General features: G+C 63.2%; 24 protein-coding genes. 15 read left to right on the top strand and 9 right to left on the bottom strand.

The features are described from left to right. The first annotated feature begins 11 nt into the window (after positions 1-11). The 5 genes from ftsZ (at position 12) to ligA (ending at position 8,301) form a co-directional block, all read left to right on the top strand. Positions 12-1,790 (top strand): cell division protein FtsZ, encoded by a 1,779-nt coding sequence (ftsZ, locus tag RHIBR816_RS0100455; protein ID WP_018234560.1) that lies wholly within the window; start codon positions 12-14, stop codon positions 1,788-1,790. Between the two features lie 328 nt (positions 1,791-2,118). Continuing rightward, positions 2,119-3,072 (top strand): UDP-3-O-acyl-N-acetylglucosamine deacetylase, encoded by a 954-nt coding sequence (gene lpxC, locus RHIBR816_RS0100450; RefSeq protein ID WP_018234559.1) that lies wholly within the window; start codon positions 2,119-2,121, stop codon positions 3,070-3,072. 333 nt (positions 3,073-3,405) lie between these two features. Then, the gene (locus RHIBR816_RS0100445; protein ID WP_018234558.1) at positions 3,406-4,272 is read left to right on the top strand and encodes an outer membrane protein assembly factor BamD; all 867 of its coding nucleotides are present in this window, start codon (positions 3,406-3,408) and stop codon (positions 4,270-4,272) included. Positions 4,273-4,308: 36 nt separating this feature from the next. Then, entirely contained in the window at positions 4,309-5,982 is a 1,674-nt protein-coding gene (gene recN / locus RHIBR816_RS0100440; RefSeq protein ID WP_018234557.1) for a DNA repair protein RecN, read from the top strand. Between the two features lie 165 nt (positions 5,983-6,147). Then, a complete protein-coding gene (gene ligA / locus RHIBR816_RS0100435) occupies positions 6,148-8,301 on the top strand; it encodes an NAD-dependent DNA ligase LigA (RefSeq protein ID WP_018234556.1) in 2,154 nt (717 codons plus the stop codon). Positions 8,302-8,582: 281 nt separating this feature from the next. On the opposite strand, the gene RHIBR816_RS0100430 is transcribed toward ligA, so the two are convergent. Together RHIBR816_RS0100430 and RHIBR816_RS37865 are read right to left on the bottom strand one after the other, a co-directional pair. Then, positions 8,583-8,987 (bottom strand): VOC family protein, encoded by a 405-nt coding sequence (locus RHIBR816_RS0100430; protein ID WP_018234555.1) that lies wholly within the window; start codon positions 8,985-8,987, stop codon positions 8,583-8,585. 75 nt (positions 8,988-9,062) lie between these two features. Then, positions 9,063-9,218, bottom strand: a complete 156-nt coding sequence (locus RHIBR816_RS37865; RefSeq protein ID WP_198294129.1) for a hypothetical protein — start codon at positions 9,216-9,218, stop codon at positions 9,063-9,065. Positions 9,219-9,387: 169 nt separating this feature from the next. Here RHIBR816_RS37865 and panC point away from each other — a divergent pair, with 169 nt between their 5' ends. The 5 genes from panC (at position 9,388) to RHIBR816_RS0100400 (ending at position 12,713) form a co-directional block, all read left to right on the top strand. Further along, entirely contained in the window at positions 9,388-10,263 is an 876-nt protein-coding gene (gene panC / locus RHIBR816_RS0100420; RefSeq protein WP_018234553.1) for a pantoate--beta-alanine ligase, read from the top strand. A 2-nt stretch (positions 10,264-10,265) separates the two neighbouring features. Then, positions 10,266-11,087, top strand: a complete 822-nt coding sequence (gene panB / locus RHIBR816_RS0100415) for a 3-methyl-2-oxobutanoate hydroxymethyltransferase (protein WP_018234552.1) — start codon at positions 10,266-10,268, stop codon at positions 11,085-11,087. A gap of 167 nt (positions 11,088-11,254) precedes the next feature. Further along, positions 11,255-11,971, top strand: coding sequence for an AzlC family ABC transporter permease (locus tag RHIBR816_RS0100410; protein WP_018234551.1), 717 nt, complete (start codon positions 11,255-11,257; stop codon positions 11,969-11,971). 3 nt (positions 11,972-11,974) lie between these two features. Then, entirely contained in the window at positions 11,975-12,283 is a 309-nt protein-coding gene (locus tag RHIBR816_RS0100405) for an AzlD family protein (RefSeq protein ID WP_018234550.1), read from the top strand. A gap of 190 nt (positions 12,284-12,473) precedes the next feature. Beyond that, the gene (locus RHIBR816_RS0100400) at positions 12,474-12,713 is read left to right on the top strand and encodes a hypothetical protein (RefSeq protein WP_018234549.1); all 240 of its coding nucleotides are present in this window, start codon (positions 12,474-12,476) and stop codon (positions 12,711-12,713) included. A gap of 270 nt (positions 12,714-12,983) precedes the next feature. Here the strand turns inward: RHIBR816_RS0100400 and RHIBR816_RS0100395 are convergent, their stop codons facing one another. From RHIBR816_RS0100395 to RHIBR816_RS37860, 5 genes are all read right to left on the bottom strand, one after another. Then, the gene (locus RHIBR816_RS0100395; RefSeq protein ID WP_018234548.1) at positions 12,984-14,819 is read right to left on the bottom strand and encodes an aminopeptidase P family protein; all 1,836 of its coding nucleotides are present in this window, start codon (positions 14,817-14,819) and stop codon (positions 12,984-12,986) included. 363 nt (positions 14,820-15,182) lie between these two features. Beyond that, on the bottom strand, positions 15,183-15,311 hold the full coding sequence (locus RHIBR816_RS38840) for a hypothetical protein (protein ID WP_018234547.1): 129 nt from the start codon (positions 15,309-15,311) through the stop codon (positions 15,183-15,185). A gap of 83 nt (positions 15,312-15,394) precedes the next feature. Next, positions 15,395-16,270, bottom strand: coding sequence for a 50S ribosomal protein L11 methyltransferase (locus RHIBR816_RS0100385; RefSeq protein WP_018234546.1), 876 nt, complete (start codon positions 16,268-16,270; stop codon positions 15,395-15,397). Between the two features lie 128 nt (positions 16,271-16,398). Then, positions 16,399-16,998 (bottom strand): SCO family protein, encoded by a 600-nt coding sequence (locus tag RHIBR816_RS0100380; protein ID WP_026186498.1) that lies wholly within the window; start codon positions 16,996-16,998, stop codon positions 16,399-16,401. Positions 16,999-17,151: 153 nt separating this feature from the next. Further along, positions 17,152-17,310, bottom strand: a complete 159-nt coding sequence (locus RHIBR816_RS37860; protein ID WP_018234544.1) for a hypothetical protein — start codon at positions 17,308-17,310, stop codon at positions 17,152-17,154. Positions 17,311-17,558: 248 nt separating this feature from the next. Between RHIBR816_RS37860 and RHIBR816_RS0100370 the strand changes: the two genes are divergently transcribed. From RHIBR816_RS0100370 to RHIBR816_RS0100355, 4 genes are all read left to right on the top strand, one after another. Then, entirely contained in the window at positions 17,559-19,637 is a 2,079-nt protein-coding gene (locus RHIBR816_RS0100370; RefSeq protein WP_018234543.1) for a methyl-accepting chemotaxis protein, read from the top strand. 2 nt (positions 19,638-19,639) lie between these two features. Beyond that, the gene (locus RHIBR816_RS0100365; protein ID WP_012708610.1) at positions 19,640-20,104 is read left to right on the top strand and encodes a chemotaxis protein CheW; all 465 of its coding nucleotides are present in this window, start codon (positions 19,640-19,642) and stop codon (positions 20,102-20,104) included. Between the two features lie 266 nt (positions 20,105-20,370). Then, positions 20,371-20,754, top strand: a complete 384-nt coding sequence (locus RHIBR816_RS0100360) for a hypothetical protein (protein WP_018234542.1) — start codon at positions 20,371-20,373, stop codon at positions 20,752-20,754. A 275-nt stretch (positions 20,755-21,029) separates the two neighbouring features. Next, a complete protein-coding gene (locus RHIBR816_RS0100355) occupies positions 21,030-21,332 on the top strand; it encodes a hypothetical protein (protein ID WP_018234541.1) in 303 nt (100 codons plus the stop codon). 75 nt (positions 21,333-21,407) lie between these two features. On the opposite strand, the gene RHIBR816_RS0100350 is transcribed toward RHIBR816_RS0100355, so the two are convergent. Continuing rightward, positions 21,408-21,908, bottom strand: coding sequence for a CreA family protein (locus RHIBR816_RS0100350; protein WP_018234540.1), 501 nt, complete (start codon positions 21,906-21,908; stop codon positions 21,408-21,410). Positions 21,909-21,993: 85 nt separating this feature from the next. Beyond that, on the bottom strand, positions 21,994-23,229 hold the full coding sequence (locus tag RHIBR816_RS0100345; RefSeq protein WP_034815865.1) for a diguanylate cyclase: 1,236 nt from the start codon (positions 23,227-23,229) through the stop codon (positions 21,994-21,996). 273 nt (positions 23,230-23,502) lie between these two features. Here RHIBR816_RS0100345 and RHIBR816_RS0100340 point away from each other — a divergent pair, with 273 nt between their 5' ends. After that, positions 23,503-24,195, top strand: coding sequence for a phosphoribosyltransferase (locus RHIBR816_RS0100340; RefSeq protein ID WP_026186497.1), 693 nt, complete (start codon positions 23,503-23,505; stop codon positions 24,193-24,195). The last annotated feature ends 33 nt before the right edge of the window (positions 24,196-24,228 follow it).

Genomic DNA, 24,228 nt, shown 5'->3' with positions numbered 1-24,228 from the left:
GGAACGGTACTATGGCCATCAACTTGCAAAAGCCGGACATTACCGAGCTGAAGCCCCGTATCACGGTCTTTGGCGTCGGCGGCGGCGGCGGCAATGCCGTCAACAACATGATCACCGCGGGCCTCCAGGGCGTCGATTTCGTGGTCGCCAACACGGATGCGCAGGCGCTCACCATGACCAAGGCCGAACGGATCATCCAGATGGGTGTCGCCGTTACCGAAGGTCTCGGTGCTGGCTCGCAGCCGGAAGTGGGCCGCGCGGCTGCCGAAGAATGCATCGATGAGATCATCGATCATTTGCAGGGCACGCATATGTGCTTCGTCACCGCCGGCATGGGTGGCGGTACCGGCACGGGCGCTGCGCCGATCGTCGCCCAGGCGGCCCGCAACAAGGGCATCCTGACCGTCGGCGTCGTTACCAAGCCCTTCCAGTTCGAAGGCGGGCGCCGTATGCGCATCGCCGACCAGGGCATTGCCGACCTGCAGAAGTCGGTCGATACCCTGATCGTCATCCCGAACCAGAACCTCTTCCGGATCGCCAACGACAAGACGACCTTCGCGGACGCCTTCGCCATGGCCGACCAGGTTCTCTATTCCGGCGTCGCCTGCATCACCGACCTCATGGTCAAGGAAGGCCTCATCAACCTCGACTTCGCCGACGTCCGCTCGGTGATGCGCGAAATGGGCCGTGCCATGATGGGCACCGGCGAGGCATCCGGCGAAGGCCGTGCCATGGCCGCCGCGGAAGCGGCGATCGCCAACCCGCTGCTCGACGAAACTTCGATGAAGGGCGCGCAAGGCCTGCTCATCTCGATCACCGGCGGCCGCGACCTCACCCTCTTCGAGGTGGACGAGGCGGCAACGCGCATCCGCGAGGAAGTGGATCCGGACGCCAACATCATTCTCGGCGCCACTTTCGACGAAGACCTCGAAGGCCTGATCCGGGTCTCGGTGGTCGCAACCGGTATCGATCGTGGAGCTGCGGAGGTTGCCGGCCGTTCCGCCGACTTTCGCCCGGTAGCGCCGAAGCCGATCGTTCGTCCGTCTGTCGCCATTCCGGCCCCGCAGCAGCCCGTCCTGCAACAGCCAGTCGCGCAACAGCCGGTCCAGCAGATCGCCCCGCAGCCGGTCCAACAGCCGGTTCAGCAGGTCGATCCGATCGCACTTGCGATCCGCGAGGCCGAAATGGAGCGTGAACTCGACATTGCAACCCGGGCACAGGTCGCTGCACCGGCCCCACAGGTCCAGGAAGAGGCCTTTCGCCCGCAGAGCAAGCTCTTTGCCGGCGCCGCTCCGGTGGAGGCCGCTCCCGTAGCCCGCGCGCCGCAGCCGATGCCGCGGCCCGTCGAAGCGCCGATCCAGGCTCAGGCCCAGCCGCAGTTCCAACCGCAGCCGGTCCGCCAGGAACCCGCCCCGGTCGTGCGCCAGCAGGCCGAGCCGGTGCGCATGCCGAAGGTCGAGGACTTTCCGCCCGTCGTGAAGGCCGAGATCGACCACCGCGCGCAGCCGGCGGCCGCGCTTCAGGAAGAGCGGGGTCCGATGGGCCTGCTCAACCGCATCACCAGCTCGCTCGGGCTGCGTGAGCGGGAAAGCCAGAACGTCGCGTCCGACATGACATCGGCGCCGCCGAGTGCCGCTTCCCAGCAGCGCCGCCCGCTGTCGCCGGAGGCGAGCCTCTATGCGCCGCGTCGCGGTCAGCTCGACGATCATGGTCGCGCAGCGCCGCAAATGCGCTCGCAAGAAGACGATCAGCTTGAGATTCCGGCGTTCCTGCGCCGTCAATCGAACTGATTCGCGAGCCGTTCCCTCACCTTGCCGGTGCCCGGGCGTTAGCCCGGGCATTTTCACTTTCTCGTTTTGATTCAATGGGTTGAGATTTCCATTGTGCGCATATGAATTGCGTAACAAAGCGAAACGAACAGTGATTTGGAATGGTGCCTCCGAACTCTTATTTTCAACATCGGATAGGGGACGCATGCGATTCCATCGGACGCTGCAGTTCGAAGAACGTGTCTTCGGCCGACAGCTGCCGGGTCACGATCGGTAGGTCTGCGCTGATCGTCGCGGCGCCCCGCAAGAGTTTGGCTTCGGCCGGTATTGATTTGAAAGTGACGAGAGAATGGGAATCGAACTGCTCGGGTTTCAGACAACGATTGCAAGCCCGATAACTCTCAAGGGAATTGGCGTTCACTCCGGTGCCGAGGTGGAGATCACCTTCCATCCGGCCGAGGCGGATGCCGGGATCGTCTTCCAGCGGGTTCTTGCCGGCGGGCGCGTGAGCGAGTTCAGAGCCGTTTCGTCGCAGGTCGGCAACACGGATCTGTGCACCGTCCTCGGACTTTCGCCGGCGACGTCGATCGCAACCATCGAGCATGTTATGGCGGCGGTCTACGCGCTTGGCCTCGACAACTTGCTGATCGAAGTCAATGGCGCGGAAATGCCGATCATGGATGGCAGTTCCGAGCCTTTCATCGACGCCATCGAGCAGGCGGGGATCCAGGCGCTCGCGGTCAAGCGCCGCTACATCCGCATCCTCAAGCCGGTCCGCATCGAATCGGGCGCGTCCTGGTCGGAGTTCACGCCCTATGACGGCATGCGCTTCGAGGTCGAGATCGATTTCGACTGCCCGCTGATCGGTCGCCAGGCCTGGAAGGGCGACATGACACCGGCGGTCTTCAAGCGGGAACTGTCGCGGGCGCGGACCTTCGGCTTCATGCGCGACGTCGAGCGGCTGTGGGCTGCCGGCTTTGCGCTTGGCTCGTCGCTCGAAAATTCGGTGGTGATCTCCGACGACAACACGGTCGTCAATGTCGAGGGTCTTCGCTATGCGGACGAGTTCGTCCGCCACAAGACGCTCGACGCCGTGGGCGACCTTTCGCTTGCAGGCGCGCCGTTCCTCGGATGCTATCGCTCCTATCGCGGCGGCCACAAGATGAATGCCAACGCGCTCAAGGCTCTTCTGAGCGACCCGACGGCCTACGAGGTTGTCGAAACCGCATCCCAGCGCCAGCGCACGCGGTCCCGCGAATTGGTCGCGGTCGCTGCCCCGGGATTTGCGCCCTGGTCCGCATAAGAATACAGTTCATTTCTCTCCAGTCGCCGGCCGAAAGGCCGGCGTTTTTCATGAGGGGGTAGTAATGAAACAATACGAATCGGGTTGGAAAACAGCGCGTCCTCTGCGGAAACCAGCTGGAGCGTCACAAATTTGCATGAATTGCCGATCATGACGTTGCGGTCTTGAGGCAACTTGCTCTAAAACGCGCAAGTCTGGCGGATGCCAACCGCTACTGCATGTCTCCTTAAATCGACCTCGATGTAAGGAGACATGCAGCAATCTAAAGTGCTACAGCGACCTTTGCGCGTTTGGTTAAGACGCGCGGCGCTGTAGGTGAAACGGGAATATCCGATGGTTCTTGCAGTCTCTGTTGACATAAAAAAATCAGCGCGTGTCGCCGCCGTCGTTCTTGCGGCTATTGCCGGCAGCAGCCTGATCACCGCCTGCCAGAACGACCCGGATATCGATATTACCAAGCTCACCGCCGAGACCGATCCGCCGGAAGTGCTTTATAATCAGGGCCTGGCCAACTTGAATGCCGGCAAGACGACGGAAGCGGGGCGCAAGTTCGACGCGATCGACCGGCAGCATCCATTCTCCGAATATGCCCGCAAGGCACTGGTGATGAACGCCTTCGTGGCGTACCGCAACGGCCAGTACCAGGACGCCATCAACTCCACCAACCGTTATCTCAATCTCTATCCGCAGTCCGAGGACGCGGCCTATGCGCAATATATCCAGGGCCTCGCCTATACGAAGCAGATCCCGGCGGTGACGCAGGATCAGAAGCCTGCGCAGAGGGCGATCGAGGCGATGCAGGTGGTGGTCGACAAGTATCCGGACTCCGAATATGTCGATGACGCGCAGTCCAAGATCCGCTTCGCCCGGGACCAGCTCGCCGGCAAGGAGATGCAGGTCGGGCGCTATTACCTCGAGCGCAAGGAATATCTTGCCGCCATCTCCCGGTTCCGCGTCGTCGTCGAGCAATATCCGAACACCAACCAGGTCGAGGAAGCGCTGGCGCGTCTCGTCGAAGCCTATTTCTCGATGGGCGTGACGGCCGAAGCCCAGACGGCGGCGGCGGTGCTCGGGCACAACTACCCGGACAGCCAGTGGTACGCCGATTCCTACAAGCTGCTGCAGTCGGGCGGTCTCGAACCGCGCGAAAGCGGCACGTCCTGGATCGCGCGCGCGGGCAAGAAACTCATCGGCGCCTGATTGCCTCAGCGCTTCCCAAGGAAGATATGACACCGGATGCTCGCGCAGCTCTCGATCCGCGATATCGTCCTGATCGAACGGCTTGACCTCAGCTTCGACGCGGGGCTCTCGGTGCTGACCGGTGAAACCGGCGCGGGCAAATCCATCCTTCTCGACAGCCTGTCGCTGGCGCTCGGCGGCCGCGGCGACGGTTCGCTCGTGCGCCATGGCGAGGACAAGGGGCAGGTGACTGCGGTCTTCGACGTGCCGCCAGGCCACGCGGCGCGGATCCTCCTGCACGAAAACGGCATCGACGACGACGGCGACCTGATTTTCCGCCGCGTGCAATCGGCGGATGGCCGGACCAAGGCCTTCATCAACGACCAGCCGGTGAGCGTGCAACTGATGCGCCAGGCGGGGCAAGTGCTCGTCGAAATTCACGGCCAGCACGATGACCGGGCGCTTGTCGACATCGACGCGCACCGCGCGTTGCTCGACGCCTTCGGCGGCACCACCGAGCCGGCGCAAGAGGTCGCGGCGCTCTACCGTGCCTGGCGGGACGCCGAGCGGGGGCTGAAGAAGCACCGCGAGCGCGTCGAGGCTGCCGCGCGCGAGGCGGATTATCTGCGCGCCTCGGTCGAGGAACTGGAGACGCTGGCGCCGCGCGATGGCGAAGAAGAGGAACTGGCCGAGAGCCGGGCGCGGATGATGAAGGTCGAGCGCATCGCCGGCGACATCAGCGAAGCGTCCGAATTCCTGAACGGCAATGCTTCGCCGGTACCGCTGATCGCCTCGCTGGTGCGGCGGCTCGAGCGCAAGAGCCACGAGGCGCCGGGCCTGCTGGAAGAGACCGTAGAGCTCTTGGACACAGCACTCAACCAGCTTTCCGACGCGCAGATGGCGGTGGAGCGGGCGCTGCGAAACACCGAATTCGACCCGAAGGAACTGGAGCGCGTCGAGGAGCGGCTCTTCGCGCTCCGTGCCGCCAGCCGCAAATATTCGGTGCCGGTCACCGAACTGCCGGCACTTGCCGTGAGGATGATCGCCGATCTCGCCGACCTCGACGCCGGCGAGGAGAAACTGAAGCAGCTCGAAAAACAGGTGGGAGAGGCGAGGACGGCCTTCGATGCTGCGGCCCGATCGCTTTCCGAGAAACGCCACAACACGGCCACCGCGCTCTCGGCAGCGGTCATGGCAGAGCTGCCGGCACTGAAGCTCGAGCGCGCCCGGTTCATGGTCGAGGTCGCAAGCGATCCCAATTCGCCTTCGGCCGAGGGCATCGATGTCGTCGAGTTCCATGTGCAGACAAATCCCGGCACGCGTCCGGGGCCGATCATGAAAGTGGCCTCGGGCGGCGAGCTTTCCCGCTTCCTCCTGGCGCTGAAGGTGGCGCTTGCCGATCGGGGCTCGGCGCCGACGCTCGTCTTCGATGAGATCGATACCGGCGTCGGCGGTGCCGTGGCGGATGCCATCGGCCAGCGACTGAAGCGCCTTTCGAAGACCGTCCAGGTGCTTTCCGTCACGCATGCGCCGCAGGTTGCCGCGCGCGCCGCGACGCACCTGCTGATCTCCAAGGGGCCATCGGCGCAAAAGGCCGAGATGATCGCGACACGTGTCGCCCGCATGGACGATGAGGCGCGCACCGAGGAGATCGCCCGCATGCTCGCCGGCGCCTCGATCACCGAGGAAGCGAGGGCGGCGGCGGCGCGATTGCTGGCCGGCAACGGCTGATCGCAACGACTTCTTTCGCGCCGAATGCCTACCAGCGCCGCGCATCTGCTCAGTCGCGCAAAGGCCATTGTAGCACTTTGAAATGCTGCATGATTTTGTCGTCAAACCGATTCCGATTTGAGGAATCATGCAGTAAAAACGACTCCCAATCCGGAGTCGCCATTCATGCTGAACGAGAAGCCACCCGTCGAGCAATTGACCGAAACGGAAGCGGCGGAGGAACTTGCTTTCCTCGCCGCTGAACTCGCCCGCCACGATGCGCTCTATCACGGGCAGGATGCGCCAGAGATCTCGGACGCGGACTACGACGCGCTGAAGCGCCGAAACGATCTGATCGAGCAGCGCTTTCCGGCGCTCGTCCGCGAGGACAGCCCCTCGAAGAAGGTCGGTGCGGCGCCTTCGCTGACCTTCCAGGCGGTCGTCCACGCCCGGCCGATGCTCTCGCTGGACAACACCTTTTCCGACGAGGATGCGCGCGATTTCGTCGCTGGCGTCTACCGTTTCCTGGGGAAGCTCCCGGATCACTCGATCGCCTTTACCGCCGAACCGAAGATCGATGGGCTTTCCATGTCGCTGCGCTACGAGAACCGGCGGCTGGTGACCGCGGCAACGCGGGGCGACGGCACGACGGGCGAGAACGTCACCGCGAATATCCGGACGATCCGGATGATCCCCCAGACACTGCCCGCCGATGCGCCGGACGTCGTCGAGGTCCGCGGCGAGATCTATATGGCGAAATCCGATTTCGCCGCCCTCAATGCCGAGATGGCGGCGCAGGGCAGGCCGCTCTACGTCAACCCGCGCAACACGGCATCCGGGTCGCTCCGCCAACTCGACGCGAAGGTGACCGCGAGCCGCAAGCTGCGCTTCTTCGCCTATGCCTGGGGGGAGATCTCGGCAATGCCGGCGGATACGCAGTTCGGCATGGTCGAGACCTTCAAGGCCTGGGGCTTCCCGGTCAATCCGCTGATGCAGCGGCTCTCCTCCGCAGACGAGCTGCTGGAGCACTATCACCATATCGAGCGCGAGCGGCCGGATCTCGATTATGATATCGACGGCGTCGTCTACAAGGTCGACCGGCTCGATCTGCAGGGACGGCTCGGCTTCCGCTCACGCTCGCCCCGCTGGGCGACGGCGCACAAGTTTCCGGCCGAACAGGCCTTCACGCGGCTCAAGGGCATCGACATCCAGGTCGGCCGCACCGGCGCCCTGACGCCGGTCGCGCGGCTGGAGCCGATCACGGTCGGTGGCGTCGTCGTCACCAATGCGACGCTGCACAACGAGGACTATATCCGCGGCCTCGGCAACAGCGGTGAACCAATCCGCGAGGGGCGTGACATCCGCATTGGCGACATGGTCATCGTCCAGCGGGCAGGGGACGTCATCCCGCAGATCGTCGACGTGGTGATGGACGAGCGGGCGGAGGCGGCGGAGCCCTACAGGTTCCCGACCACATGCCCGATCTGCGGCAGCCATGCGGTGCGCGATATCAACGAGAAGACCGGCAAGGTGGACGCCGTGCGCCGCTGCACCGGCGGCTTCGTCTGCCGGGCCCAGGCTGTCGAGCACTTGAAGCACTTCGTCTCACGCCACGCCTTCGACATCGAGGGGCTCGGCTCCAAGCAGATCGAATACTTCTTCGAAAGCGAAGATCCGACACAGTCGATCCGGACCGCGCCCGACATCTTCACGCTGGAACGCCGGCAGGCGGGGTCGCTCACGAAACTCGAGAACATCGAGGGGTTCGGCAAGGTCAGCGTTCGCAAGCTCTATGAGGCGATCAATGCCCGCCGTTCGATCGCGCTCCATCGCTTCATCTACGCGCTCGGCATTCGCCACGTCGGCGAGACGACCGCGAAGCTGCTTGCCCGCTCCTATGGCAGCTATGAGCATTTTGGCGCGGCGATGTCAGAGGCGGGCAGTCTTGCCGGGGACGCCTGGAACGAGCTCAATAGCATCGAGGGCATCGGCGAAGTCGTCGCCCGCGCCATCGCTGAGTTCTACAAGGAACCGCGCAACCTGAAAGTTGTTGCGGATCTCCTCGAAGAAGTGACGCCGGAAAGCGCAGATACGAAGATCACGACGGACAGCCCCGTAGCCGGTAAGACCGTGGTCTTCACCGGGTCGCTCGAAAAGATGACACGCGACGAGGCGAAGGCGAGGGCGGAAAGTCTCGGCGCCAAGGTGGCGGGCTCCGTCTCGAAGAAGACCGATATCGTGGTCGCGGGCCCCGGCGCCGGATCGAAGCTCGACAAGGCCCGCGAACTCGGCGTTCAAACCATGGTCGAGGACGAGTGGCTGGCGCTGATCGGGGGGTAACGCGGCACACTCGATAGCGTGCGCGTCTTGAGTCTTTTCACGGCGCCGACGCGCAGTGGCTGGATTCCTGTGACAAGCACAGGAATGACGGATGCGGGGACCGACGCGTCCCCTTCCACCCTGGTGGTGCGCGGAATTGCATTCTGCTGGTTCAGGCGGAGGGCACGCTGCTCTTCCTGCGGTGGGGCAGCGCCTCCTCTCACACCTCATTCCTGCGCTTGTCACAAGAATCCAGCCGCGCCGCGTCGGCGGCGCGGAGAGATTCTCTTGTACCCTGCCGATCAGCCCTGTTGTTGCGCCGACATATCCATCCACATGAACTCCCAGACGTGGCCATCGAGGTCCTGGAAGCTGATGCCGTACATGAAGCCGTAGTCGATCGCCGGTTTCCAGGGCTTGGCCCCGGCGGCGAGTGCCTTGGCGAGCATGTCGTCACATTCTGCGCGGCTTGCGGCGGAGAGGGCGGTGATCACCTCGGTGCCCTTCGACGTGTCGCTGATCTCGCCGGTGATGAAACTGCGGAATTTCGGCTCCGTCAGAAGCATGGCGAAGATATTGTCGTCGATGACCATGCAGGCAGCCGTGTCATCCGAGAACTGCTCGTTGAAGCTGTAGCCGAGGGCAGAAAAAAAGGTCCTCGATGCTTTCAGGTCCTTGACCGGCAGGTTGACGAAAATCATGCGCATGGGGTGCTCCTCGTTGGGATGTTGATATTGTCAAGGACGAAGGCAAATGCTCTCTGCCGACAGGTGGGAGGGCATTTATCTGGCGTCGGGCCTGCGGCTTTCAAGTGCCTGATCAGCCGAGGCTGCGGCGAAGCGCTCGGCGAGCGGGTTTCGCTTGAAATGCTCGGCGACGAAATTGACGAAGACGCGGGTCTTCGCCGGAAGCAGGGTGCTGCTGGAGTAGTAGATCAAGATCGGAACCGCATCGGCCGCCCTACCAAATCCATTTGTGTTTTTGCGCTGCACAAGATAGACCTTGCACCCAAAATTTGTGCATTTGCCTTTTCGCGGGGCTGGCTACGCGCCATATCAGCGGAGCGGGGCGTATATATCCCGCCCCGGCGGATTGGAGGGTCCGGAGATGAAGACCATAACCACCATCGCCGAATTGCGCGCGGCCCTTGCCGACCACCGGCGTGCGGGCAAGACGATCGGCCTGGTGCCGACGATGGGTTACCTTCATGTCGGCCATATGGAGCTCGTACGCCGCGCCCGCAGTGAAAACGACGTGGTCGTCGCCAGCATTTTCGTCAATCCGCTGCAGTTCGGTCCGAACGAGGATCTGGCCAAATATCCGCGCGATCTCGCCCGTGACGAAAATATGCTGACCGAAGGCGGCGTCGATTTCCTCTTCGCACCGGGCGTCGCGGACATGTATCCGCATCCGATGGAAACGATGGTCGACCTGCCGAAGCTCGGCTCCGAGCTCGAAGGTTCGGTTCGGCCCGGCCACTTCGCCGGCGTTGCGACGGTCGTTACCAAGCTCTTCAATATCGTCCAGCCGGACCGCGCCTATTTCGGTGAGAAGGATTTCCAGCAGCTCCAGATCATCCGCCGCATGGTCGAGGATCTCGCCCAGCCGGTCACCGTCGTCGGCGTGCCGACGGTGCGGGAGGCCGACGGGCTCGCCTGTTCGTCGCGCAATGTCTATCTCAGCGCCGACGAACGCCGTGGCGCCGCGATCGTGCCGAGGGCCCTGGATGAGGCCGAGCGGCTGATCGCGAGCGGCGCCACCGATCCGGCCGTGGTCGAAAAGGGCGTCACCGAATTCCTGTCGAGCGAGCCATTGGCCCGCCCTGAGGTAGTGGCGCTGCGCGACCCGCAAACGCTCGAACCGGTGAGCGAGATCGGCGACAAACCGGTGCTGCTCCTGCTTTTCGTCCGCTTTGGCACGACCAAGCTGCTCGACAATCGCGTCATCGCTCCAAATTCCGCCCGTTTTGCAAAGGTTGCCTGAGAATGAGCGTCCAAACCACGAAGCGGCGGCTAAGCCCTGCCAGTATCGAAGCCTTGAAAGGCGAACGCCCGATCGTCAGTCTCACCGCCTATACGACGCCGATCGCGCGCCTTCTCGACCCGCATGTCGATTTCCTGCTGGTCGGGGATTCGCTCGGCATGGTGCTCTACGGCCTTGATACGACGGTCGGCGTCACTCTCGATATGATGATCGCCCATGGTCAGGCGGTGATGCGCGGCTCCGAACGCGCTTGCGTCGTCATCGACCTTCCCTTCGGCTCCTATCAGGAATCGAAGGAACAGGCCTTCCGCAGCGCCGCACGTATCCTCAAGGAAACCGGCTGCAGCGCGGTCAAGCTCGAGGGCGGCGCGGAAATGGCCGAGACGGTCGACTTCCTCGTCAGCCGCGGCATTCCGGTGCTCGGCCATGTCGGGCTGATGCCGCAGCTGGTCAACACGACCGGCGGCTATCGCTCGGTCGGCCGCAACGAGAAGGAAGTGGCGAAGATTCGCCGCGACGCCAAGGCGATCGACGATGCCGGCGCCTTTGCGATCGTCGTCGAAGGCACGGTCGAGCCGGTCGCCCGCGAGATTACCGCGACGCTGCGCTGCCCGACCATCGGGATTGGCGCGTCGCCTGCCTGCGACGGCCAGATCCTCGTGTCCGACGACATGCTTGGCATCTTCAACGATTTCAAGCCGCGCTTCGTCAAGCATTTCGCCGAGCTCGCCCCGGCGATCTCGAAGGCGGTGGAAGACTATGCCAGCGAGGTCAAGGCCCGCACCTTCCCGGGCATTGAGCATACGTTCCAGGTGAAGCGCTAAGACTATGCCGCGGCGGCAAGTGTCACGCCGCGGCCCTTCCAGCATCATAAAATTCAATCACTGCATCAGTGTAATTGAATTGTCGCGGCTTCCTTGAGGGCCTATCTGTCCCGCACGAAGAACTTGCGAGCGCCGCTCGCGCGTCGGGCTCCGACGGGAGGACATCGATGGACAGAGACGAATTCCGCGACGGCGTGCGCGGCGGCTTCCCGATCATGGTAGCGGCATCGCCTTTCGGCGCGCTGTTCGGGGCGCTGGCCGTCGACAACGGCTTTACCATTGCGGACGCCGTCTTCATGAGCGCGATGGTCTATGCCGGCGCCAGCCAGATGGTCGGCATCGAGCTGTTCGGCAACAATGTTCAGCCCTGGCTGGTGGTGCTTTCGGTCTTTGCCGTCAACTTCCGGCACGTGCTCTATTCGGCCTCGATCGCCAGGAACATCCGTCACTTCACGCCGGTCCAGAAGTTCTTCGCCTTCTTCCTGCTGATCGATCCGCAATATGCGGAGAGCGAAAGGCGGGCCGAGCGCGGGCTCCCGGTCAGCTTTTCCTGGTATCTCGGCTTCGGCCTGATCATCTATTTCCCCTGGCTCATCACCACGGCAATAGGGGCTGTCTTCGGACAGTTGATTGGCGATCCGAGGGTGATCGGTATCGACGTGCTCTTGCCGATCTATTTCCTCGGGCTGGTGCTCGGCTTCCGCAAGCGCGACCGGTTTCTGCCCGTTGTCGCGGCCAGCGCCGGCGCCTCCGTTCTGGCGATGCATTTCGTCGGCTCGCCCTGGCATGTCAGCATCGGCGCGCTCGCCGGCGTGCTGCTCGCCGCCTGCCTGCCGCTGGAGCGGCCGGCGAGCGACATTCCCGCCGTCGAAAGGGAGGCCTGAGCCTTGGACGCCCAGCACCTCAACCTGATCTATCTGATCATCGCCGCGGCGGTCGCCACCTTCGCCACGCGGGTCGGCGGCTATGTGCTGATCACCCAGCTAAAGCACATTCCCCCGCGGCTCGAAGCGGCGCTGAACGCCGTTCCGGCGGCCGTGCTGACGACGCTCGTGGCTCCTGCCTTCGTCTATGGCGGTTTCGACGTGGCCGCTTCGATGTTCGTCGCCTTTGCCGCGGGGCTCCGCTTCTCGACGCTGCGGATGCTGCTCATCGGCTGGATCGTGGTGATGGTGATCCGGCATCTGGTTCTTTAGAGCAGGACGCCCTCACATACGCTCGCGCCGTGGCTCTATCTGTCATTGCCGCATTTGTGCGACGTCAGATGATTCCACCTGTTTGCAAAATGCTGTCGCTAGCCACCCGCCATTGGCGTAAGCCGGCTCATGGATTATCATCCTCTCGTTGCCGGAGAGGCAATGTCCCTCCGGCCGTGGAGGAGCGACCATGATTACCCGGATCATTATTGCCTTATCGCTGGCGCTCGCGCCTGTCGCTGCATTTGCCAACTCCTGCCCCACCCAGATGGCGGCAATCGACGCGGCCCTGCCGAATGCTTCCCTTTCCGATGCCGACATGGCCAAGGTCAAGGAACTGCGGGCGAAGGGCGAGCAGTTGCACCAGGCCGGCGATCACGCCGGGTCGGAGGCAGCACTTGGCGAAGCAAAGAAAATGCTCGGAATCTGAATGGAGAAGCCGGGTTCGTCCCGGCTCTTCAGCTCCGATCGAGGCGTCGAATGGCCTATCGAAAGCGCCGTTCACGGCGAGTTTCGTCCAGAAATCTCGTGTGAACTGTGTAATCCAGTAAAATTCTCGGGTTACACGGAAGCGTCGGGGTGCATATAACGGCCTTGTTGGTTGAGACTTCAATCCTCCCAACGGAGGCCCGGCTGCCCCCTGTAGCCCCAGCCCACGCCGCCGGGCCTCCCTATCGACTTAATCAGATACCCAGCTGACTCAACGGGAAACGGGTTCCGTTGCGGCCGCCAGCCATTGGCGCGTATCGTCGCCGGCGATGAGCGGCATGAGCTTGTCCCGCGTTTCGGCATGATAATCGTTGAGCCAGGCAAGTTCCTCGTCGCTCAAAAGGGCCGGCAGGACGAGCCGTCGATCGATTGGGCAATAGGTCAGCGTGTCGAAGCCGAGCATCGGCAGATCGCCGCCGGCGATTGCTGCGGCTTCCCGGGCCACAACGAGGTTTTCGATACGGATGCCGAAGGCGCCGGGGCGATAATAGCCGGGCTCGTTGGAAAGGATCATGCCGGGCAACAGTTCCTGGGTCGCCAGCCGGGCGATCCGCTGCGGGCCTTCATGAACCGAGAGATAGGAGCCGACGCCGTGGCCGGTGCCGTGCGCGTAGTCGGCACCCGCCTTCCAGAGTGCGATGCGGGCGAGCGGGTCGAGATCGACACCGCGCGACCCCGTCGGGAAGCGCGCCGTGCTGATTGCGATCATACCCTTCAGCACCAAGGTGAAGAAGCGCTTCTGCTCCTCCGGCACGGCGCCGATCGCGACGGTGCGGGTGATGTCGGTCGTGCCGTTGATATATTGCGCACCCGAGTCGATCAGGAACATGGTTCCCGGCTCGATCGGTCGGTCAGTGTCCGTGGTGACGCGGTAGTGCATGATCGCGGCGTGCGAGCCGGCGCCGGCGATCGTGTCGAAGGAAATGTCCTTCAGCGGGTTCTGCATGCGCTCGCCGGCGGCTGTGCGCACCGCCTCCAACTTCTTCGTCGCGCCGATTTCCGTGACGCTGCCCGGCTCGGTCTTGTCCAGCCAGGCGAGGAATTCCACCATCGCCGCGCCGTCCTGCAGATGCGCGCGCACCGAACCGGCGATCTCCGCCGGGTTCTTGCAGGCGCGCGGCAGCCGCGCGGGGTCGGTCGCCTCGATCACGGAGCCGCCTTTCGACCGGATCAGTTCGCCGATCGCAAAGGGAGCGAGGTCTGGATCGATCATGATCGCCGCGCCGGTCGCGGCGAGGGCCGCGAGCCGGCCGTCGAGATCGCCAGGGGGTAGAATATCCCCAAGCTGGGTCAGATAGGCCTCCTGCTCGATGCCGGTCTTGCGCTTGTCGAGGAAGAGCTCGGCGCGGCCGTCCGCATGAATCATGGCGCGTGCCAGCGGATGCGGCGTGTGCGGCACGTCGCTGCCGCGGATATTGAAGGTCCAGGCGACGGAGGAGGGGTCGGTCAGCATCACCGCCGTCGCCTTGGCCTTTGCGACGCTTGCTGCAATCGTGGCGATCTTGTCCTTGGCCAACTGTCCCGCGTGCTCGATCGGCTGGATGGCGACGCGGCCGAGGGGAGTGGCAGGCCTGTCCGTCCAGAGCCGGTCGAGCGGATTGTGGTCGAGAAAGACGAGCGCGCCGCCAATTGCCGCGAGCGCCTTTTCGAGACGCCGGACCTCCGCCGCGGTGTGCAGCCAGGGATCGATGCCGAGCCGGAAACCCTTCGGCGCCTGCGCCTCCAGCCAGACATGCGGCGGCTTGCCGACGAGGTCGCCGCCGGAAAAGACGTTGCCGTCCACCTGTTCCTTCAGCTGGGTTACGTAACGTCCATCGACGAAGACGATCGCCTCACGCTGCGTGACGAGAGCGATACCGGCCGAACCGGTGAACCCGGTCAGCCAGGAGAGCCGTTCGGATGAGGCCGGCACGTATTCACCTTGGAATTCGTCGGCCCGCGGCACGAGGAAGCCGTCGATGCCGAGCGGCGCGAAGGCGGCACGCAAGGCGGTGGCCCGCTCCTTGCCGAACTGGGGCGTGGAGGTGACTTCGAAGGATTGAAACATGATTATTTCCAATAGGGCTTGGCGGGGAACCGCAGGGAAGGTTGCACCATGTTAGCGGAAACGGCGCTTCGGGGGAAAGAGGCGACATCCTGCCATGAGCAACAGGCCGAGCGGCTAACGATTCCCTCCGATTTGTCATACATATGCGCGGTCTGCATGGCTCCCATGCGCCGGTGTATCTTTCTCTATTGAAATGATAGGGTATAAGGGCGCCAACGAACGCGGACGAAGGTCCGGCAGTTCAAAAGACTGCAGTTCCGAGATAGTTGGTCGTCTGTTCTCCTCCTCCCTCAAGGCGGCCAATTTCGGAACGGTAGAGCCCGCTCGAGCGCTCCTCCTCCTCAAGCTCGCGGGCATGGTCGGTCAAAAGCCGGCCAGCGGGCGATGCTCCGGCATCGCCTTTGTTTCGAAAAGGCCGCCCTCCATGATGGATCGGGCGGCCTTTTCATTTTGGGCTGCCGAACAAGCCTTGCACCGCTCGGTCAAAAACATCCAGCAATTCTAAGTGCCGCAGCGTCCTTTGTACGTCTGATTACGTCTGATAAGACGCACGGCGCTGTAGTGAGGGGCCAAGCCTACTGCGTCAGGTGGATCGTCACCCAGCCGTTTCTCCAGATCGTCCGAACATGCCTGAGCCGCTGGCCGTTATAGGCGGCGAGCACCTTCCAGCGCTGTTCGGCAAGGATGCCGGAAAGGATGACCGAGCCGCCGGGGGCGAGGTTGGCGACGAGCTGGGGCGCCATCTTCATCAGTGGCCGCGCCAGAATATTGGCGATGATGAGATCGAAGGGACCGTGTGCGCCGAAGGTCGTCGAATGGAAACCGGGTGCCGTCGCGAAGGTCAGGCCGGCGGCGACGCCGTTGCGGCGCGCGTTCTCCGCGGCGACGCGGGTAGCAATCGGATCAATATCGGTTGCGAGCCCCGGTACATGCAGGAGCTTCCAGGCGGCAATCGCCAGCACGCCGCTTCCGGTGCCGAGGTCGAGGACGTTGCGGATGCGACGTGCGTGGGTCACGGAGGCGAGCATTTCCAGGCAGCCGGCCGTCGTTCCGTGGTGGCCGGTGCCGAAGGCCTGCCCGGCATCGATTTCGATGGCGATCTCGCCGGTCTTCACCTTGTCGCGATCATGGGAGCCGTGGACGACGAAACGGCCGGCGCGCACCGGTGCGAGGCCTTCCAGAGACTTGGCGATCCAGTCGATCTCCGGCAGCACCTCGCGCTCGATCGGAAGGTGAGAGAATTCGGCGGCGAGCGCATCGGCAAGGCGGCATCCGACGCTCTCCTCTTCGTCCGCCATCATGTAGACGGAGGCTTCCCAGATGTCGCGCTTCTCGTCGATTTCCATCGTCGCAACGGCGTAACCATCGTCTTCGAAGATCATGCTGATGACGTCGAGTACGGCTGCCGCCTGCTTCTCGGTGGTGGTGACGAAAAGACGTATCTCGCTCAAGGTTCTTCCCTTCGGCTGCCCAACGGCCTTCGCGCCTCGTTCAGGCGCGCGGGCTCCGCCGCTAACATGATTGGCGCACAAACGCAAAGTGCCGGATGACCGGCACTTTCGAGGCTATGGAGCTGCCGTCAACCCCTTACGAGGTTTTCGAGCTTCTTGACGGCGGTTTCGGGGTTTTCGCCATAGGAGATCGTGCCGGTGAACTTTCCGTCGGCGTCGATCAGGAAGACCGAAGCCGTGTGGTCCATGGTGTAGTCGCCATCAGGCTTAGCTTCGTCGACCGGCACCTTCTTGAAGTAGACCCGGTAGCCCTTGGCCATTTCGAGCACCTTGTCCGGGGGGCCGGAAATGCCGGTGATGCGTTTCGACACGTTGGAGACGTACTGACCGAGGATTTCCGGCGTATCGCGTTCCGGGTCCACCGTGACGAAATAGGCCTGCAGCCTCTGGCCCTCGGGATCGACCTTTTCCAGCCAGCCATTGAGTTCGAACAGTGTCGTCGGGCAGACTTCCGGGCAATGCGTGAATCCGAAGAAGAGCGCGGTCGCCTTGCCGGCGAACGCCTTCTCGGTGATCGGCTGGCCGTTCTGGGCAACCAGCGTGAAGGGCACGCCGAATGGGCCGGAGGATGCCTGTTGCTTCGGCTGGGTCATGTCGTAAGTGAGCCAGCCGAGGATGGCCACCATCACGAGTATGGCTGCCCAGAGGACGATGCGTATCGATTTCATCATTGCCACCGGTCTGTTGCGGCCGATTGCCGGCCGTCGATGAACACGAGGCTTTGATAGCGCGTCGTCGCGGGCGGCGCAAAGGCACAATTGCCGCAGCCATTTCCTGCCTCAGCATCGGAAGATTACTCCCGACCTCGTGCCGGATTTCTCTCAGAAGCACCAAGAAACGCCCGTCTGGGCGAGCGACAGGAAGATATCCGCGCCATGGGCAAGCCAGCCCTGGAAAGCGAACAGGCAGACCAGCGCGAATACACCCGTGAGAAGGGTGAGGACGAGGGGAGAAAGCGATCGTTTCGTGTCCGTGCGCATGAGGCGATCATAGCATCCCGAAATGGCAAAGATAGAGGTCCAGCCCGATCAGGGCGTTTAGAGGGAATGTGGGGCCGTGTATTAGCGAATGTTTAAGGTCTCTTTGACACTGTCGGCAGACGCGGAGAAGTGCACCACTTCGATATGACATGAGGTCATCCGGTTGATCGAGCCCGGTTATCCGCATCGATCGCAACGGAGGACCGCGCTCGCGCTGGGCAGGTCCATTGCCACGGACTGCCACTTAGATGACCACGTCTCCTTCCGAAACGCGCACCCTTTCTGTCAGCCAACGGCTGGCGACGCTCGCAGCAGCGGCCTTTCTCGGTTTTGGCTGCGTGCTCGGCGTCGGCTTCTACCAGAACAGCCGCTCCGAAGCCGCGCTCGAGAAGGCGATCGTCGCAGAAAACGGCATGAAAATCGCCGAGGACATGCGGTTTGCCAGTATCGAACTGGTGCTCATCGCGATGGATACGATCATCGACCGCGAAGAGGGCAGGATCCAGCCCGAACGGGCAACGCAGATCAAGGAGTCGCTCGCCCTGCTCGACGCCCAGATGCCCGATCTCGAGGCCTTGGCGCGGCTACTTGGCAAATCCGGGCAGCTCGCAAGTTTCGGATCCGATCTCGCCGCACTCCGCAAGGCGATCGAAGTCGACTTGAAGAAACTGGTGGAGGACGGCGCGCCGACGGAGGAATTCGCTCGCCTGGACGACGCGATCGACGGCGGTGGTGAGCGCATGAATGCCCTCCTGACCGAAATCACGGATGCCGCGGCCAACCTCGCCACGGAGCGCACCGAGGAAGCGCGCGTCGCGTCAAGCCACGCGCTGCTATTGCAAACCGCCGTGGGTATCCTGGCCATGGCCGGCATGCTGGGGCTGATCTGGTTCCACGGGAATGCGCTTCGCCGGGGTATTCTCGGGCTGCGCGACAGCATGCAGCGCATCCACTCCGGCGATCTGACCTCGGCCGTCGCTGCCCTCGACCGCGGCGACGAAATCGGCGAGATGGCCCGCTCGGTTGACCTGTTCCGCGCCGCGGCAATGGAAAAGCGCTCGCTCGAACAGAATGCCGCGGCAAGCCGCGGAGAGATGGAGCAGGAGCGCGAGCGCCAGGCTGCGGAGCGCGAGCAGGTTGTCGGTCGCATCAAGGCGGCTGTGGACGCTCTCGGCCGGGCGCTCAATCAGCTTGCCGAAGGCAATCTCGCCGTTACCATTCACCAGCCCTTCGAGGAGGGTCTCGACACGCTGCGCCGCGACTTCAACAACGCGGTCGAACGGCTGAGCCATGTTCTAAGCAACGTGAAGGAGAACGTGGTCTCGATCGACTCGAACGGCCGGCAGATGCGCAGCGCCGCCGACGACCTGGCGCGGCGGACGGAAAGGCAAGCGGCATCGCTGGAGCAGACATCGGCAGCACTGGAGGAGATCACCGTTACGGTCAAAACCGCGACCAACCGCGCCGAGGAGGCGAGCCGTATGGTCGGCGAGACGCGCGTCAACGCCGAGGAATCGGGCCGTATCGTCGGGGAGGCCATCTCCGCCATGGCCCGCATCGAGGGGGCATCCAACGAGATCGGTAAGATCATCAACGTCATCGACGAGATCGCCTTCCAGACGAACCTCTTGGCGCTCAACGCCGGCGTCGAGGCGGCGCGGGCCGGCGAGGCCGGCAAGGGCTTTGCCGTCGTCGCCCAGGAGGTCCGCGAACTGGCGCAACGGGCCGCCGGTGCCGCGAAGGACATCAAGGCATTGGTGTCGCGCTCGGGCAACGAGGTCGAAACCGGCGTCAAGCTGGTCCAGGCGACCGGTGACGCGCTCGGACGTATCGGTGCAAATGTCGTGCGCATCAACGAACACATGAGCACAATCGTGCAGGCGGCGCGCGAACAGTCGACCGGGCTCAACGAGATCAATGCTGCAGTCACCCAGCTCGACCAGATGACGCAGCAGAACGCCGCCATGGTCGAAGAGACCAATGCGGCCAGCCATACGCTCGCCCAGGATGCGGAGAAGCTCAGCGAGATCCTCAGCCAATTCCGCAACGGGCAGGCAAGCGAAATTGCAATGCGCGCGGCCGCTCCTGCAGCAGCAGCGCCGTCGATCAAGTCAAGCCCGGCAAGGCCCAACATTCAGGCCAACTCCGGCAAGGCGGTGGCCGCAAGACCCGTGGCGCTTCGCCAACCGGTGGCCGCACAGGCGTCCACCCGTCCGGCTCCATCTCCCGCCAAAGCGCTCATGGGCAAGCTGGCGGGTGCTTTCGGGAACACATCGGCCTCCGTGCCTTCCGCCACGGCCTCCGGTGACAATTGGGAAGAATTCTGATCATGAGCAACGCAATCAAGCAGTCCGGCGCCTATCTCGAAATCGTCTCCTTCCATCTGGGAGACCAGGAGTTCTGCATCGACATCATGGCGATCCGCGAAATCCGCGGCTGGGCGCCGGTGACGCCGATGCCGCACACGCCGCCCTATGTGCTCGGTCTCATCAACCTGCGCGGGGCGGTGATCCCCGTCATCGACATGGCGTGCCGGCTCGGCATGAAGATGACCGAGCCGTCGGAGCGTTCGGCGATCATCGTCACCGACATCGCCGGCAAGCTGGTAGGCCTTCTGGTCGAGCAGGTTTCGGACATGATGACGATCCGCAGCGAAGACCTGCAGCCGGCGCCGGAGATCATCCCGGAAGCCCAGCGGGCCTTCTGCCGCGGTATCGTCGCCCTCGAGAAATCGATGGTCTGCTTCCTCAACCTCGACACCGTCATTGCCGACGAATTGGCCCAGGCCGCATAGCTTCAACCGACAACCGCGCCCATTCCTCCAGGGTCCGCGAGAGCGGGCCCCTTTTTGCTTTCACAATAGGGAAGAGACAGCTCGGGCAAGCGCGCGATCCCGATCACGGTTGAATGAGCGAAAGTGACCAGTTGCCGTAGGCGCCAGCGAGGAACACCTGCACCGGAAACGAGTTATGGCAAGTGCAGCATCGGTGAGGAAGCCTTATACTGACAGCCGCAGCATCCCGCTCGAGCCGGATGCTGAACGGACACAGGAGCAATGCCATGAGAGTTTCGCTGAGAGCATCATTCGCCGCATTTGCCCTCTCATCCATTCTTGCCGGCGCTGCCGCACCGGCCTTTGCGAACGGCTTTTATGAGGGTATCGACCCGCATCATCCGCCGGGGACCCAGAACAGAGGATCGATGTTCGTTCCCATGGTTGAGAGCCCCTACTATGTCGAGCGCGATGTCTATGTCGATCCGGCACCGACCGGCAGTATCTATGTCGACCCGGCACCGACGGGCAGCATTTATGTTGAGCCTGTGCCGCTGGGCATTTACGGCCAATCCCCCTCCGAGATTCGCGAGCACTACGAGAACGAGTATCAGGGTGGCGGTCAGGGCGACTACTACCAGGGTATCATCCCTCCGGCTCCGGTTCCCTAATTCGCTGAGAGCCCGGCATCCGGTCAGCGCATCCCTGGTGTTCGGCGACAAGGCAGCGGCGTAACCGCAGCGGGCAAAGCTATGCGTCAAGTTAAAGTTGCTTAATCTGCTTCACGGTTGCATGAGCAAACGTGACGAAACATTGACTGGTCGAAGGAAGCCAGCGCTTTGAAAGGTGTTATGCTGGTAACTGCAGCATCCGTTAGGAGGCCGTATGCTGCCACTTTGCATCCGTCTGGAGGCGAGGATGCTGAACGGAGATAGGAGCTAACGCCATGAGAGTTTCTCTACGAACTTCATTCGCCGCATTCGTCCTCTCGTCCGCGCTTGCTGGTGTTGCCGCGCCGGCCCTTGCGGACAGTTATTATCAAGGCATTGATGCGAACAACCCTCCCGGGACGCAGAACAGCACGCGTGTGCTGATGCCCCGTAGGGCCGCTCCGTCGAATGTCGATGTCATGCCGACGGGCAGCATCGACGGCCAGCGCGTTTCCCCCAGCAGGGGTATGACTTATCAGGAAAGGTACGAGGCCGGCGAGGGCCAGTACTATCGCGGCATTATCCCGCCGACGCCCTGAGGGCTTGAGCGATCAGCTTTCGTCTCGCTTTGAAGACCTCTGTACCGCCGCCGCGATCGATCGCGACGGCGGTCTCTATTGGGGCTGGCCCTTTTCCCAGGTGACCGTCTGGCCGAAGAGCGGCACGGTCGTAATCGACATTTTCGCCGACCCGTCCGTTATCTGACGCGAGTGCGCCAAATAGATCAGCGTGTCGTTCGCCTTGTCGTAGATGCGGGTCACCAGGAGGTCCTTCCAGATCAGCGACAGGCCGGAACGGAAAACTTCCTCTCCTTCGTTCGAAAGATCGATGTCGCCGATGCTGATCGGCCCCGTCTGGCGGCAGGCGATCGAATTGTTCGAGGGATCCTCGAACCAGTTGCCGTTCTTCAGACGGTCGATGACGCTGCGGTCGAAATAGGTGACGTGGCAGGTGACGCCGCTGACCTTCGGGTCGCGCACCGCATCGATCTTGATATCGTTGCCGAGCCAGTCGACGCCGACTTTGCCGACCGTCTCGGCGCGGGCGGGCAGGGCGGCCGTGGCCGACAGGGCGAGGGAGGCGGCGAGAAGCAGGGTGCGGGTGCGGCGGGACATGGGTATCCTCCAATGGGCAGCACCGTTCACATAGGTGGTAGCGTTGGCAATGCAAGACGCCGGGAGCCCGTGTTGCTTCGGCGCCTCATGCGGTCTGTCGCAACTGCTCCTGTTGGACGAAGCCGGCCTGTCGCAACTGCGCGGCGGCCGCAGCAAGTGCCCGGGCGCTGGCATCGATCTGGCGATGCTTGGCGATCGAGCAGCGATCACGTCCATCGGCCTTGGAATCATAGAGCGCCAGGTCCGCGCGGATCATCACGTCCATGATCGTGTCGCCGGGCGCTGCGGCGGCGATGCCGATGCTGACCGTCAAGCGGATGCGCTGATGCGCCCGGCCGACCGGCGTATCGCGCACTGTGCGGCAGATCGCCTCGGCGACGGCTGCCGCCTGTTCTTCCGTATGGTCCGGCAGCAGGATCCCGAATTCCTCGCCGCCAATCCGTCCGAAAATACCGAGCCCATCGAGAAATACTGAAACCGTCTCCACGAAATGGGAGAGCGCCATGTCACCGCAAGCGTGGCCGTAGTGGTCGTTGATCTGCTTGAAATAATCGAGATCGAGCTGGAGGAAAGCTGCCGGCCGCTGATGACCAAGGCAGTCGGCGAGCGCCCGTTCTCCGTCTTCGATCAGCGCTCTGCGCGACATTGCGCCGGTCAGCGGGTCGCGAGCGAGCATCGTCCTCAGGCCGGCGATGACGCGATTTTCAATCGTCAGGATCATGGAGACGAAAAGGGCGGGGAGGAAGACGATCTGCAGGAAGGCGAGCGAAAATTCGAAGATGAACGCGGGGAAGGCGGTGAGGCCAAGCGACGTTTCCGGCGTGGAACCCACGGCGTTGACCAGCCCCGCAAAGGCGATCGTCAGCAAGCCGATAACCGCGGCCCGGAACGTTGGGTTGTCTTTCGCCCGCCCGTCAAGGCTTGGCAGGCCGATGACGACGAGGAAAGCGGCGCCGCAGCCCGTGATGACGATCATGCGTCCACCGAAGCTGTCTTGACCACTCAAACCGATAAGAAACCCGGCCGCGGCTGCCGCAGATGTGAGTGCGGCGCAGGCGCCGGTAGAAATCCTTGCGTCCATGAGCCGGCGAAGGCCAAAAAGGAGGGCGCAGAAGGCAGCTATCAACGCCGCATAGCCGGGCATGGCGACCAGCGGCACGTGCAACGACGTCGCCGCCAGCAGGAGAGGCATTGCAATCGCGGATAGTGCGCATGCGATCGAGAATTCCCGGGCGCCCAAGGCTTCGGAGCTTCGCAGGCGTAGAAGGGCGGGCAGGAGTGCCAAAAGCGCAATGACCGATATGGCAGGAAAAATGCTCATTTCGAAACGGCCTGTCGTGCTAAAATACAAAGGTTGGCTTTCGGGCCAGCGGTATGCGTGATCAAATTCGTAGCGGTGCCGTATTAACGAAGGCCGGCCAAATTCGCTGCAATTTGAGCGTTCTGCCTTTCTCGCATTGGTTGCGAACGAAAATCTCGGACCGGGTCAATGGGTCCAGGTCCAGGAGGGCAGGGTCTCGGTCGATCCATGGAGCCTGAATGGCCGATCGCCCTTGCGATATGCATCGTCAGACGATGGTCCGGAGCGTGCGCCATGTCCCATGAGAACCTCTGCTTTTCAGACCGGATCGACGCAGGCCGAAGGCTCGGCGTGGCGATCGCGCGGGAGGGCTTCGCCGATCCGCTTGTGATGGCGCTGCCGCGCGGCGGCGTGCCGGTTGCCTGCGAGGCGGCGGCGATCCTCGGTGCCCCGCTCGAGCTCCTGATCGTGCGGAAGATCGGCGCTCCGGGACATGCCGAGTTCGGCCTCGGCGCACTTGTCGATGGCGACGAACCACAAGTGGTCCTCAACGCCGAGGCGATGCGCCTGGTCAAGCCGTCCGAGGCCTATCTCGAGGCCGAAACTGCACGCCAGCGCCTCGAACTGGAGCGTCGCCGCAGGCTTTACCTCGGGGACCGGCCGCGCGTTTCGCCGGAGGGGCGCAATGTCATCATCGTCGACGACGGGATCGCCACCGGCGGCACGGTAAGGGCCGCCGTTCAGGCGCTCCGGAAGGCGGGGGCCACGGCGCTTATGGTCGCCGTCCCGGTGGCTCCGCCGAGCGCGATCGCCAGCCTTCGCCGGCAAGTGGAGCGGGTGATCTGCCTGGCAACGCCTCACCCTTTTCACGCCGTCAGCATTTACTACGACGACTTCGAGCAAACCACCGACGCGGAGGTGATCGCACTGATGCGGCGCGTGAAAGGCGAAGAAATCGCCTCGGCGGGTTCGGTTGAAAATCAGTGACGGACGGCGTGCGGCTGCGCATGGACCTCGCCG

Source organism: Ensifer sp. BR816 (assembly GCF_000378985.1).
GTDB lineage: Bacteria > Pseudomonadota > Alphaproteobacteria > Rhizobiales > Rhizobiaceae > Sinorhizobium.
This window is presented reverse-complemented; position numbering and strand designations above follow the sequence as displayed.